Origin of the sequence: Goekera deserti, assembly GCF_010685995.1 — a bacterium.
GTDB lineage: Bacteria > Actinomycetota > Actinomycetes > Mycobacteriales > Geodermatophilaceae > Goekera > Goekera deserti.
The window spans coordinates 83827-96457 of the sequence record NZ_JAAGWK010000008.1 but is presented as its reverse complement, the minus strand read 5'-3'; the positions used below and the strand labels follow the sequence as shown (position 1 = coordinate 96457).

The 12631-nt window shown below is 75.8% G+C and carries 12 protein-coding genes; 9 read left to right on the top strand and 3 right to left on the bottom strand.

The window, feature by feature from the left end; translation table 11 throughout:
* Positions 1 to 18 precede the first annotated feature (18 nt).
* The 3 genes from G1H19_RS03830 to G1H19_RS03820 all read left to right on the top strand — a co-directional run bounded on the left by G1H19_RS03830 (position 19) and on the right by G1H19_RS03820 (position 2204).
* On the top strand, positions 19 to 825 hold the full coding sequence (locus G1H19_RS03830; RefSeq protein WP_152730294.1) for an IclR family transcriptional regulator: 807 nt from the start codon (positions 19 to 21) through the stop codon (positions 823 to 825).
* Between the two features lie 184 nt (positions 826 to 1009).
* Positions 1010 to 1390 carry an FKBP-type peptidyl-prolyl cis-trans isomerase gene (locus G1H19_RS03825; RefSeq protein WP_322099371.1) on the top strand — a complete coding sequence of 127 codons (381 nt, stop codon included), beginning with the start codon at positions 1010 to 1012 and terminating at the stop codon, positions 1388 to 1390.
* 121 nt (positions 1391 to 1511) lie between these two features.
* Positions 1512 to 2204 carry a DsbA family oxidoreductase gene (locus G1H19_RS03820; protein WP_162393304.1) on the top strand — a complete coding sequence of 231 codons (693 nt, stop codon included), beginning with the start codon at positions 1512 to 1514 and terminating at the stop codon, positions 2202 to 2204.
* 69 nt (positions 2205 to 2273) lie between these two features.
* Here the strand turns inward: G1H19_RS03820 and G1H19_RS03815 are convergent, their stop codons facing one another.
* Positions 2274 to 3245: an NAD(P)H-dependent flavin oxidoreductase gene (locus G1H19_RS03815; RefSeq protein WP_162393305.1), complete on the bottom strand. Its 972-nt coding sequence runs from the start codon at positions 3243 to 3245 to the stop codon at positions 2274 to 2276.
* A gap of 368 nt (positions 3246 to 3613) precedes the next feature.
* Between G1H19_RS03815 and G1H19_RS03805 the strand changes: the two genes are divergently transcribed.
* Positions 3614 to 5494 carry an ABC transporter ATP-binding protein gene (locus G1H19_RS03805; protein ID WP_152730293.1) on the top strand — a complete coding sequence of 627 codons (1881 nt, stop codon included), beginning with the start codon at positions 3614 to 3616 and terminating at the stop codon, positions 5492 to 5494.
* A 12-nt stretch (positions 5495 to 5506) separates the two neighbouring features.
* Here G1H19_RS03805 and G1H19_RS03800 read toward each other — a convergent pair whose 3' ends face one another.
* Positions 5507 to 5755 carry a hypothetical protein gene (locus G1H19_RS03800; protein WP_152730292.1) on the bottom strand — a complete coding sequence of 83 codons (249 nt, stop codon included), beginning with the start codon at positions 5753 to 5755 and terminating at the stop codon, positions 5507 to 5509.
* 265 nt (positions 5756 to 6020) lie between these two features.
* Between G1H19_RS03800 and G1H19_RS03795 the strand changes: the two genes are divergently transcribed.
* The 5 genes from G1H19_RS03795 to G1H19_RS03775 all read left to right on the top strand — a co-directional run bounded on the left by G1H19_RS03795 (position 6021) and on the right by G1H19_RS03775 (position 11193).
* Positions 6021 to 7838, top strand: a complete 1818-nt coding sequence (locus G1H19_RS03795) for a phosphoenolpyruvate carboxykinase (GTP) (protein ID WP_152730291.1) — start codon at positions 6021 to 6023, stop codon at positions 7836 to 7838.
* Positions 7839 to 7995: 157 nt separating this feature from the next.
* Positions 7996 to 9207 carry an MFS transporter gene (locus G1H19_RS03790; RefSeq protein WP_162393306.1) on the top strand — a complete coding sequence of 404 codons (1212 nt, stop codon included), beginning with the start codon at positions 7996 to 7998 and terminating at the stop codon, positions 9205 to 9207.
* A gap of 252 nt (positions 9208 to 9459) precedes the next feature.
* Complete coding sequence (locus tag G1H19_RS03785) at positions 9460 to 10029, top strand: cysteine dioxygenase (RefSeq protein ID WP_152730290.1); 570 nt, start codon at positions 9460 to 9462, stop codon at positions 10027 to 10029.
* Entirely contained in the window at positions 10026 to 10454 is a 429-nt protein-coding gene (locus G1H19_RS03780) for a rhodanese-like domain-containing protein (RefSeq protein WP_235928227.1), read from the top strand. Before G1H19_RS03785 ends, G1H19_RS03780 begins: the two co-directional genes overlap by 4 nt.
* Positions 10455 to 10527: 73 nt before the next feature.
* Complete coding sequence (locus G1H19_RS03775) at positions 10528 to 11193, top strand: acVLRF1 family peptidyl-tRNA hydrolase (protein WP_235928228.1); 666 nt, start codon at positions 10528 to 10530, stop codon at positions 11191 to 11193.
* A gap of 4 nt (positions 11194 to 11197) precedes the next feature.
* Here the strand turns inward: G1H19_RS03775 and xylB are convergent, their stop codons facing one another.
* Positions 11198 to 12631: a xylulokinase gene (gene xylB, locus G1H19_RS03770; protein WP_152730288.1), complete on the bottom strand. Its 1434-nt coding sequence runs from the start codon at positions 12629 to 12631 to the stop codon at positions 11198 to 11200.

The following is a 12631-nucleotide window of genomic DNA, read 5'->3' as shown; positions in this document are numbered from 1 at the left end:
CCGTGGTGCACTGCCCGCATGAGCCGGCGGGACCCGGGCCCGCCGCCGGGCGGGCGCAGCGCGGGGGGCAAGCTGCTCGCGGTGCTGGACGCGTTCACCCGGGAGCGCCCGGCGCTCACGCTGTCCGAGCTGGCCCGGGCCACCGGCGTCCCGCTGTCCACGGCGCACCGGCTGGTCGCCGAGCTGTGCGCCTGGGGCGGTCTGGAGCGATCGGCGGACGGCCGCTACCGGGTGGGCCTGCGGGTGTGGGAGCTCGGCGCGCTCGCCCCGCGCGGCCTGGGCCTGCGCGAGGCGGCGCTGCCGTTCATGGAGGACCTGTACGAGGTGACGCACGAGAACGTGCAGCTGGCGGTGCGCCAGGACACCGAGGTGCTGTTCATCGAGCGCTTCGCCGCCCGGGACGCCGTGCCGGTGCTCACCCAGGTCGGTGGCCGGTTCGCGCTGTCGGCGACCGCCGTGGGCCTGGTGCTGCTCGCGCACGCCCCGGCCGAGGTGCAGGAGCGGGTGCTGGCGGCGCCGCTGCACCGGTTCACCGAGCACACCGTCGTCGACCCGCGCCGGCTGCGCGCTGTGCTGGCGGAGGTGCGCCGGGCCGGCTGCGCGGTCAGCGACCGGCAGGTGACCGTGGACGCGGTCTCTGTCGCCGCGCCCGTGCTGGCGCGGGGTGAGGTGGTCGCCGCGCTGTCCGTCGTCGTGCGGGGCAGCTCGGCGGCCGCGGTGCGGTCCGTGACGCCGGGCGTGCGGGCCGCCGCGCGGGCGATCTCGCGCGCCGTGGAACAGGCCGGGCTGACCCCGGAGGTGCTCAGCGCTCAGCCGGCCGGCTGAGCGGTGCGGGCTCGCGTGCCGCGGGTCGGGCCGGGTCGACCCCGGAGGCACTCCGCGCGCAGCCGGCCCTGCGCGCGCCCCGGGTCGGGTGTGGGCCCGGCGGCGGTGAGCCGGGTCCGCGCGTCGCTGATTGGATGGGGGACGACCGCCGGGGGACCCCGGCGGGGACCTGAGGAGGACGACCGTGTCTGCACCCCTGACCCGCCCCGAGGTCGACCCGCCGTCGGGTCCGGCCCCGGACGACCTGGTCATCGAGGACCTGGTCGTCGGGGACGGCCCCGAGGCGACCGCCGGCCAGCTCGTCCGCGCGCACTACGTCGGCGTGACCCACGAGGGCGGCGAGCAGTTCGACGCCTCCTGGGACCGCGGCGACCCGCTGGAGTTCCAGCTGGGCGTCGGCATGGTCATCGCCGGCTGGGACGAGGGCATCGCCGGGATGCGGGTCGGCGGCCGCCGCCGGCTCACCATCCCGGCGCACAAGGCCTACGGCGACCGCGGCGCCGGTGGCGTCATCAAGCCCGGCGCCACGCTGGTGTTCGTCGTCGACCTCGTCGGCGTGCGCTGACCCGTCGGCAGTGCCGCCGGGGGGCGGCTCACGTCCCCCGGCGCGCCGGGTGCGGCTCAGGGCACGAGCTCCGTGTCCCGACCGGCGGAATCACCGAGCCGCCCCGCCGGTTGGCCCCCACGTGCAGATCGAGGTGTGGTCGGACGTGGTGTGCCCGTGGTGCTTCATCGGCAAGCGCCGGCTGGAGGCCGCGCTGGCCCGGTTCCCGCACGCGGCCGACGTCGAGGTGACGTGGCGGTCGTTCCAGCTGGACCCGGCCGCGGTGCCGGGCGAGACGCACCCCACCCTGCCGGCGCTGGCCGCGAAGTACGGCCGCACCGTCGAGGAGATGACCGGCGCCCTGCGGCACGTCGAGGAGACCGCCGCCGCCGAGGGTCTGCGCTACGACCTCGCCCACGGGGTCAGCGGCAACACGCTGCTGGCCCACCAGCTGCTGCACCTGGCCGCCGACCGCGGTCTCGGCGCCGAGGCCGAGGAGCGGCTGTTCTCCGCGTACTTCGAGGAGGGCCGCTCGGTCTTCGACACCGACTCCCTGGTCGCACTCGGCACGGAGATCGGCCTGGACGCCGACGAGGCGCGGGCCGCGCTGACCGACGGCCGGTACCTGGACGCCGTCCACGAGGACGTCGCCACCGCCCGTGCGCTGGGCGCGACCGGGGTGCCGTTCTTCGTGGTCGACCGCGCCTACGGTGCCTCGGGCGCGCAACCGGCCGACGTCCTGCTCCAGCTGCTCACCCAGGCCTGGGCGGCCAGCCACCCGCTGGCCACCGTCCCGGCCGCCGAGGGCTGCACCGACGGCACGTGCGCCGTCTGACCCGGTCGTCCAGCCCCGGCCGGACGGCGCTCGGTCGGCCACGGACGGGCTCGGTCGGGCCGGGCCGGCTCAGTCGCCCGCGGACAGCAGCCGGGGCACCCGGCGCAGGACCGCCTCCGCGTCCGCGGACAGCCGGCGGACGACGTCGGTGGCCGACTCCTCGGCGGTGACCAGCCCGACGGCCTCGCCGGCGTAGAGCGGTGCGTGCTCGACGTCGCCGGACCGCCGGGCCGCGCGCACCTGCTCCTGGGCCGCGGTGTCCCCGCGCAGCGCGTCCTCCCGGCCGGCCCAGGCGCGGGTGAACTCGTTGGTCAGCGCCCGACCGGCCCACCGCTCGGGCCAGGGGACGCCCTGGGCGATGTCGAAGGCGCGGGTCAGCACCGTGTCCTCGCCCCGCGCGGCGCGCACCCGCTCGCGCGCGGCGGGGGTGTTCATCGCCTCGGGGCAGCTCAGCAGCGGGGTGCCCACCCACACGCCGGCGGCGCCGGCGACCAGCACCCCGGCCATCCCGGCGCCGGTGGCGACACCGCCCGCGGCGACCACCGGCCGGTCGGTCGCGGCCAGCACCTCCTGCAGCAGCGGCAGGGTCGCCCGCCGGCCGGTGTGCCCGCCGGCCTCGGTGCCCTGGGCGACGAGCACGTCCACCCCGGCCGCGGTCGCCCGCTCGACGTCGGCCAGCGTGTTCACCTGCGCGGCGACGGCGATGCCGGCGTCGTGCAGCGGGCCGACGAACGGCTCCGGGTCGCCGAAGGACACCGACACCAGCACCGGGGACGCCGCGATCGCCGCCGCCAGCAGCTCGGGGCGGTCGGCGAGGACCCACGCCATCAGCCCGATCCCGAAGGACACCTCCGCCTCGTCCGGGACGCGGGCCTGCTCGGCGATCCACTGCGGCGTCGTCGCCTGGCCGACCCCGATCATCCCGAGCCCGCCGCCCAGCGACACCGCCCGGGCCAGCTCACCGCCGGCGACCCCGGCCATGGGTGCGCCGAGCACCGGGGCGTGCAGGTCGAACCAACGGGTCAGCGAGGTGCGGATCACCCCGTCATGGTCGTCCCCGGTGGGCGCCCGCGCACGGCTGGGCACCCACCGGGGTCGCCCGGCGGGACGGGCACGCCCGTGGCGACGGCCGGGGTCAGCTGGTGGCCGGGCCGCCCGCCTCGGTGCCGGCCAGGCGGCGCAGCAGGTCGTGGCAGCGCTGGGCCCGCGGCGAGTCCTGCTCCATCACCTCGCGGAGGACGAGGCGACGTCGTCCAGGCCGGCGTCCGGGACGTGCTGGCCGTCGTGCCCGGCCTCCAGCGGGTGGTGGTGCACGGGGACCAGGTCGGAGGTGACGCCCGCGCCGACCGCCGGCGCACGCCGGCGCGGGTCGTTGACCTCGAGTGCACTGCAGGTCCCATCCTGTGCCCATGAGCATGGAGGTCACCGCCTGGACGGCGATGTACAACGCGATGCACGCCGAGCAGGACCGGCGCCCGTTCTCCCGCGCGGTGGCCCGGCGGGTGCTCGCCTTCGCCCGGCCGCACCGGGGTCACCTGGTGGCGTTCCTGCTGCTCACCGTGGTGATGGCCGTGTTGGCCGTGGCGACGCCGGTGCTGGCCGGGCGGGTGGTCGACGCCATCGTCGGCGGGGACGACGCGTCGGTGGTGTTCGCCCTGACCGGGCTGATCGCCGTCATCGCGGTGCTGGAGGCCGGCACCGGACTGGTGACCCGCTGGCTGTCGGCCACGATCGGGGAGGGCCTGATCCTCGACCTGCGCACCGCGGTGTTCGACCACGTCCAGCGGATGCCGGTGGCCTTCTTCACCCGCACGCGCACCGGCGCGCTGGTCAGCCGGCTCAACAACGACGTCATCGGCGCGCAGCGGGCGTTCAGCGACACCCTGTCCGGCGTGCTGGGCAACCTGGTCACGCTGCTGCTCACCCTGGCGGTGCTGCTCCGCATCTCCTGGCAGGTCACGTTGCTCACGCTGGTGCTGCTGCCGGTGTTCGTCGTCCCGGCCCGCCGGATGGGTGCCCGGCTGGCCCAGCTGACCCGGGAGGCCGCCACCCACGACTCGGTGATGGCCACCCGGATGACCGAGCGGTTCTCCGCACCCGGCGCCACGCTGATCAAGCTGTTCGGCCGCCCGGAGGACGAGTCGGCCGAGTTCGCCGAGCGGGCCGCGCGGGTGCGGTCCATCGGGGTGCGCACGGCGATGCTGCAGTCGGTGTTCGTCACCGCCCTCACCCTGGTGTCCGCCCTCGCCCTGGCCGTGGTCTACGCCCTCGGCGGCTGGTACGCCCTGTCCGGCAGCCTGGACCCGGGGTCGGTGGTGGCGATGGCCCTGCTGCTCACCCGGCTGTACGCCCCGCTCACGGCGCTGGCCAGCGCACGGGTCGACGTGATGAGCGCGCTGGTCAGCTTCGAGCGGGTGTTCGAGGTGCTGGACCTGGTGCCGCTGGTGCAGGAGCCGGCCGAGCCGCGCAGGCTGCCCGACGGGCCGGTCGCCGTGGAGCTGGACGGCGTGCGCTTCGGCTACCCCGCGGCCGACCGGGTGTCCCTGGCCTCGCTGGAGGAGGTCGCGCAGCTGGACACCCGGGGCGGCGTCGAGGTGCTGCACGACGTCTCCCTCCGGGCGGAGCCGGGCCGGCTGGTGGCCATCGTGGGTTCCTCCGGTGCGGGCAAGTCCACCATCGCCCAGCTGCTGCCCCGGCTCTACGACGTGGACGCCGGTGCGGTGCGGCTGGGCGGGGTCGACGTCCGGGAGCTGTCGTCGGCGACGGTCCGCCGCACGATCGGGCTGGTGACCCAGGACGGCCACCTGTTCCACGAGTCGGTGCGGGCCAACCTGCTGCTCGCCCAGCCGGCGGCGAGCGACACCGAGCTGTGGGACGCGCTGCGCCGGGCCCGGATCGACGACGTGGTGGCGGCGCTGCCCGACGGGCTGGACACCGTGGTGGGCGAGCGCGGGTACCGGCTCTCCGGCGGGGAACGGCAGCGGCTCACCATCGCCCGGGTGCTGCTGGCCCGCCCCCGGGTGGTGGTGCTCGACGAGGCGACGGCGCACCTGGACTCGACGTCGGAGGCCGCCGTCCAGGAGGCGCTGGCCGAGGCACTGGAGGGCCGCACGGCGATCGTCATCGCGCACCGGCTGTCGACCGTGCGCAGCGCCGACCAGATCCTGGTGCTGGAGGGCGGCCGGGTGGTCCAGCGGGGCACGCACGACGAGCTGCTGGCCGCCGGCGGCCGCTACGCGGAGCTCCACCGGACGCAGTTCGCCCGCCCCCAGGCGGCCGGCGCCACCTGAGGGCGGGCCGGGTCAGCTGCCGGGCAGGCCGTCCGCGGCGCCACCGGTGACGTCGCCGCCGCCGGCCTCGTCCTGCTCGGTGGCCGACGTCGGCAGCTCCTCGGCGCCCTGGGCCTCCTCGGCGAGCTCCTGCTCCCCGCTGGCGACGTCGTCGTCCGCCGCGGAGGCGAGGTCCTCGCCCTCGGCCACGGCGCCGGGGTCGGCCTGGAGCGTGCGGGGGTCCTCGAGCGGGTTCGGGACGTCGGGATCGGTGACGGTCATGCCGGTGCCGTGCCCGTTCGCTGCCCGTCCCAACCGGCGCGACCGGGGGCTGGACCGGTCCGTACCGCAACAGGACGGGTCCTGCACCCGCACGGATGGTCCGGTAGACGTCATATACGACACATGCTGGACTGTTCCCCAGTCGACAGGGCGTCGGTAGCCTCGTCTGATCATCGGACACCGGCCCAGCTGGTCGCCGAGCACCCGTTCCAGCACCACCGCAGGTGTGAGAGCCGCACCAGTGCACCCACAGTCAGGAGACGTCATGACGTCCGTGACCACCCCCGGTCTCGACAACGCCCCGACCACCCACGCGAAGCTGCTGTCCTGGGTGCAGGAGGTGGCGGAGCTGACCACGCCCGACCGCGTCGTGTGGGTGGACGGGTCGGACGAGGAGTGGACGCGGCTGACCGAGCAGCTGGTCGCGGCGGGCACCTTCACCCGGCTGGCGGCGAAGCCGAACTCCTTCCTGGCGCAGTCCGACCCCAGTGACGTCGCCCGCGTGGAGGACCGCACCTTCATCTGCTCGGTCGACGAGGCCGACGCCGGTCCCACCAACAACTGGATGGACCCGGCGGAGATGAAGTCGCTGATGACCGAGCTGTACCGGGGGTGCATGCGCGGCCGCACGATGTACGTCATCCCGTTCTGCATGGGCCCGATCGAGGCCGAGTCGCCGATGTTCGGCGTGGAGCTCACCGACTCCGAGTACGTCGTCGTCTCGATGCGGGTCATGGCCCGGGTGGGCACCGCGGCCCTGGAGGCCATGGGCACCGACCGGCCGTTCGTGCCCGCGCTGCACTCCCTGGGTGCCCCGCTGGACGAGGGTCAGCAGGACGTGGCCTGGCCGTGCAGCACCACCAAGTACATCGTCCAGTTCCCCGAGGAGCGGACGATCTGGTCCTACGGCTCGGGCTACGGCGGCAACGCCCTGCTGGGCAAGAAGTGCTACTCGCTGCGCATCGCCTCGGTGATGGCCCGCGACGAGGGCTGGCTCGCCGAGCACATGCTGATCCTCAAGCTCACCAGCCCGCAGCAGAAGACCCACTACATCGCCGCCGCCTTCCCCAGCGCCTGCGGCAAGACCAACCTGGCGATGCTCGAGCCCACCATCCCCGGCTGGAAGGTCGAGACCCTCGGGGACGACATCGCCTGGATGCGCTTCGGCGAGGACGGCCGGCTCTACGCCCTGAACCCCGAGTTCGGCCTCTTCGGCGTCGCGCCCGGCACCGGGTGGGACACCAACCCCAACGCCATGCGCACCATCGAGGCGGGCAACTCGGTCTTCACCAACGTCGCCCTCACCGACGACGGCGACGTCTGGTGGGAGGGCATGACCGACGACGCCCCGGCGCACCTGACCGACTGGAAGGGCCGCGACTGGACGCCGGACTCCGCGGAGCCCTCCAGCCACCCGAACAGCCGCTTCTGCACCCCGATCACGCAGTGTCCGATCCTCGCCCCGGAGTGGGACGACCCGAAGGGCGTGCCGATCTCGGCGATCCTCTTCGGCGGGCGCCGCAAGACCACGATCCCGTTGGTCAGCGAGGCGCGGGACTGGAACCACGGGGTCTTCATGGGCGCCACGCTGTCCTCGGAGACGACGGCGGCGGCCACCGGCGCGGTCGGCGTCATCCGCCGCGACCCGTTCGCGATGCTGCCGTTCATCGGCTACAACGCCGGCGACTACGTCAGCCACTGGGTCGAGACCGGCAAGGGCGCCGACGCCGCCAAGCTGCCGAAGATCTTCTACGTCAACTGGTTCCGTCGGGACGCCGACGGCGGCTTCCTCTGGCCGGGCTTCGGGGAGAACAGCCGGGTGCTCAAGTGGGTCGTCGAGCGCCTGGAGGGCACCGCGGCCGCCGTCGAGACCCCGGTCGGTCACGTGCCCACCCCCGGCTCGCTCGACGTGTCGGGCCTGGGCATGACCGTCGAGCAGGTCGAGTCCGCCCTCGCGGTGGACAAGGACGAGTGGCGCCAGGAGATCCCGCAGATCACCGAGTGGTTCGAGAAGTTCGGCGACAAGCTCCCCGGCACCATGTGGGACGAGCTGGAGATCCTGAAGAGCCGCCTCGACGGCTGACGAGCAGCGCCGCACCGGCCCGTCTCCCCCTCCGGGGAGGCGGGCCGGTGGCGTGTCCGCGTGTCGGGCGGCCCGTCGCGGGGTCTGCCGGGCAGCGGGCCCGCTGCCGGTCTAGCGTTGGCGGGCACACACTCCCGGCGTCGGAGGCTCCCCACCCGTGCCCAACCCGTACCTGCACGTGCTGCGGACGCCGCACGCCCGGGCCATGGCGCTGTCGGCGTTCATCGGGCGGCTGCCGCTGTCGATGATCGGCCTGGGCAGCGTGCTGCTGGTGCAGGACTACACCGGCTCCTACGCCCTCGGTGGCGGTGTCGCGGCGGCCGGCGCGCTGGCCACGGCCGCGTCCGGCCCGGTGATCGGCCGGTTCGCCGACTCGCACGGCCAGCGGCGGGTGCTGCTGCCGGTGCTGGCCCTGTTCGTCCTCGCCGGGGCGGTCTTCGTGACGTCGGTCAAGGCCGACTGGCGGGTGCTGATGTTCCTCAGTGCCGCCGTCGCGGGGGCCTGCCTGCCGCCGGTGTCCTCGATGATCCGGGTGCGCTGGACCCATCTGCTGCGCGGCTCGCCGCGCCTGCCGACCGCGCTGGCCATGGAGTCGGTGATCGACGAGTTCGTGTTCATCGTCGGTCCGGTGCTGGTCACGTTCCTGTCCACCACCGGGCACACCACCTCCGGGGTGGTCACGGCGTTCACCCTCGCCGTCGTCGGCACGCTGCTGTTCTGCGCCCAGCGGCGCACCGAGCCGCCGCCGGGCGGGCACGCCAGCCGCCAGGGCCCCTCGGCCATCCGGACGCCGGGGCTGCGGGTGCTGTTCGTCGTCGGCGCCGCGGTGGGCGCGGTGCTGGGCACCCTGGAGATCGCCCTGGTCGCCTTCGCCGACGAGGCGGGCCAGCGCTCGCTCGCCGGGGTGCTGATCGCCGCCCTGGCCGCCGGCTCGATGTTCAGCGGCATCGGCTGGGGCGCGGTGCACTGGCGGACGTCGTTGCGGCACCGGCAGATCGGCGCACTGGTGGTGCTCACGGTGCTGTCGCTGCCGCTGCTGGTGGTCACCGACATGTGGCTGATGGTGCCGTTCGTGGTGCTCGCCGGCATCGCCGTCTCGCCGTCGCTGATCAACGCCTTCACGCTGGCCGAGGTGCTGGTGCCGCGCTCGGCGGTGACGGAGGCGTTCACCTGGATCGGCACCGCGCTCGCGATCGGGGTGGCGCTGGGGGCCTCGCTGGCCGGCAAGATCGTGGACACCGTGGGCGCCAACGCCGCGTTCCTGGTCGCCACCGTCGCCGCCGCCGTCGCGGCCCTCGTGGTGGTGGTCTGCCGGCACCTGCTCGTCGCCCCGCCGGACCGGACCGAGACCGCCGTCCTGGCGCACTGAGGACGGGGCCCGCTCCGGGCGACACGCAATTCCTACCACGTCGATCGTGTTTGACGGGAGCACCTCCGTCTGGTCTGATCGTCGGGTGACGTCCTCGCTCCGCCTGCACCGCCGGTCCGCCGTGGACCTCGTGCGGGTGGCCAGCGCGCTCTGTCCGGGTCACTGACGCCCTCCGGGGCCATCCGTCCGTCACCCGCCCCACCCCTGCGCCGCGCCTGCCGCCGCGGGACCCGAGCCGCCGAGGACCCCCCCATGAGCACGCACCTGTCCACCGCGCTGCGCGACGCGCACGCCCACCCCGCCACCCACCCGGCCACCCGGCCCAGCTCCGCCGCCGCGCTGGCCGTGGCCATCGGGGTGCGCCCCGACCTCTGGACCGACCTCCTGGAGTTTCGGGAGGAGAGTCGCTGGACGCACCAGTTCGACACCGACGTCCTGGCCGCCTCGCTGGACCCGTCCCTGCACGCCGAGCTGGCCGAGGCCCAGGTCTGGCTGCTCACCTGGCTGCCCGGCCAGGGCACCCCGCTGCACGACCACGGCTCGTCGGCCGGCGCGTTCGCCGTGGCCCGCGGCACGCTCACCGAGCGGGTGGTGGCCGCCGGCCGGCCGGGCGGTGCCCCGCGGCAGAGCACTGCGGACCTGGAGGCCGGCCGGGTCCGGTACTTCGGTGCCCACTACGTGCACCAGGTGGTCAACACCCTGCACGAGCCCGCTGTCAGCGTGCACGTGTACGCGCCCCGGCTGACCCTGATGAACACCTACCGCATCGACGCCCACGGCCTCACCCGCACCGGCACCGAGCGGGCCGGGGTGGACTGGTGACCTCGCTGGCGCAGCGCCCCAGCGGCGCCCTGTCGATCGACGACCTGCTGGCCCAGGCCCGCTCCCGGATCGTCCGGGTCACCGCCCCGCAGGCCGCCGCCCGGGTCGCCGAGGGCGCGGTGCTCGTGGACATCCGCCCCGCTGCCCAGCGGGCCCAGGAGGGCGAGGTGCCCGGCGCGCTCGTGGTCGAGCGCAACGTGCTGGAGTGGCGCTTCGACCCGGCCAGCGCGCACCGGCTGCCCGAGGCCACGGGGTACGACGTCGACGTGCTGGTGTTGTGCTCGGAGGGTTACACCTCCAGCCTGGCCGCCGACGCGCTGCGCTCGCTCGGCCTGCACCGGGCCACCGACGTCGTCGGCGGGTTCTGGGCCTGGGTGGACGCCGGCCTGCCGCACACGCCGGGCAGCGAGCCGCGCGGCTCCTGAGCGCCCGGCCCCGCGCCGGACCGGAGCTGCGTGGGCAGGCCCCCGGGTCGAGCGCGCCTGGCATGCTCGGGCGGTGAGCCGAGCCCGCCCCGCCGCCGGTGGCGGCCGGCTGGTCGACGTGGCACCCGAGCGCCTCGGCGCCTGGCTGGACGGCGTGGCCGACCGGCACGGTGCCTTCGACGTCACCGTCGAGGGCGAGCTGCTGCGGGTCACCTGCGCGGACAGCACGACGCTGGAGCTGCGGGCGCCGTTCGGCTGGGAGCCGGGCGCCGCCTCCCCGCTCACCGCGTTCACCGTCGCCGCCCGGGCACCGCGGCGGGCCGGGGTGCTGCTGGTGCGTCGCGGACGCTGGGCGGTGGGCGTCTTCGACGGCGCCGACCTCGTCGTCTCCAAGGTGGACGCGCGCCAGGTGCAGGGCCGCACCGCGGCCGGCGGCTGGTCCCAGCAGCGCTACGCGCGCCGCCGCGGGCACCAGACCGACGCCGTCGTCGAGCACGCGGTGGAGACCGCGGCCCGGGTGCTCGGCCCGCACCTCGACGGGCTGGCCGCGCTGTTCGCCGGCGGTGACCGGCTGCTGGTCGACACCGTGCTCGGCGACCGCGCGCTGACCGGCGCTGCACCGCTGCGCCGGGAGCCGTTCCTGGACGTCGGCGAGCCGACCAAGGTGGTGCTGCTCGCCACGCCCGGGCAGTTCCGGGCGGTGCGCGTGCACCTGGTGGAGCCGCACGAGCGCCGGTGAGCGCTCAGGTGGCCGCCGGCGCCACCCGGGACGCGGTCAGCTCGCGCACCTCGGCGTAGCGGCGGCGCACCGCCGGCACCGGGTCGGCCTCGTGCACCTCGACGCCGGACGCCGGCCACGGCGGCGGGGCGTCACCGCCGGCGAGCACCCAGGCGGCCTGGCGGGCGGCACCGTCGGCGACGGTCTCCGCCGGCGGCGGGGCCAGCACCGGGACGCCGAGCACCGTGGCGGCGATCTCCCGCACCGCCGCCGACCGGGCCCCGCCACCCACCAGCAGCACCCGGCGCACCGGCGTACCCCCGGCCGCGATCGCGTCCAGCCCGTCGGCGAGCCCGCAGAGCAGGCCCTCGACGGTCGCCCGGGCCAGGTGTGCCGGGGTGGCGGTCGCCTGGGTCAGCCCGTGCACCGCGCCGGTGGCGTCCGGCCGGTCGGGCGTGCGCTCGCCCTCCAGGTAGGGCACCACGACCAGGCCGCCGGCCCCGGCCGGCGCCTCCAGCGCCAGCCGGGACAGCCCGTCGTGGTCCACCCCGAGCAGCCGCGCGGTCGCGTCCAGCACCTGTGCGGCGTTCAGCGTGCACACCAGCGGCAGGAAGTGGCCGGTCGCGTCGGCGAACCCGGCCACGGTGCCGGTGGGGTCGGCCGACGGTGTCGTCGCCACCATCGACACCACGCCCGATGTCCCGACCGACACCACCACGTCGCCCACCTCGGCCGACAGGCCCAGCGCGGCGGCCGCGTTGTCACCGGTGCCCGGGCCCAGGAGCACCCCGTCCGGGGTCTGCCCGGCCTGCTCGGCCGGCCCCAGCACCCGCGGCAGGACGGCGCCGTGCCCGAGTGCCCGCTCCAGCAGGTCGCTGCGGTAGGCGCCCTGCGCCGGTGACCAGTAGCCGGTGCCGCTGGCGTCCCCCCGGTCGGTGACCAGCGCGTCCAGCCCGGGCCGGCCGTCGGTGCCGAGCCCGCCCGCCAGCCGCCAGGTCAGCCAGTCGTGCGGCAGGCACACCGCCGCGGTGCGGGCCGCGGCGTCCGGCTCGTGGGTGGCCAGCCAGCGCAGCTTGGTCACGGTGAACGAGGCGACGGGCACGCTGCCCACGGCGTCCGCCCACTCCTGCCCGCCGCCGAGCTCGGCGACCAGCTCGGCCGCCGCGGCCGCCGACCGGGTGTCGTTCCACAGCAGCGCCGGCCGGACGACCGCGCCGTCGTCGTCCAGGCAGACCATGCCGTGCTGCTGCCCGCCGACCGCGACGGCGGCGACGTCGTCCAGCCCGCCGGCCGCGGCCAGCGCCTGCCGCAGGGCCTGCTCCCAGGCGGCGGGGGCGACCTCGGTGCCCGGCGGGTGGGCTGCCCGGCCCTCGCGCACCAGCCGGCCGGTGTCCGCCTCCCGGACGACGACCTTGCAGGCCTGGGTGGAGCTGTCGACGCCGGCGACCAGGGTGGCCAT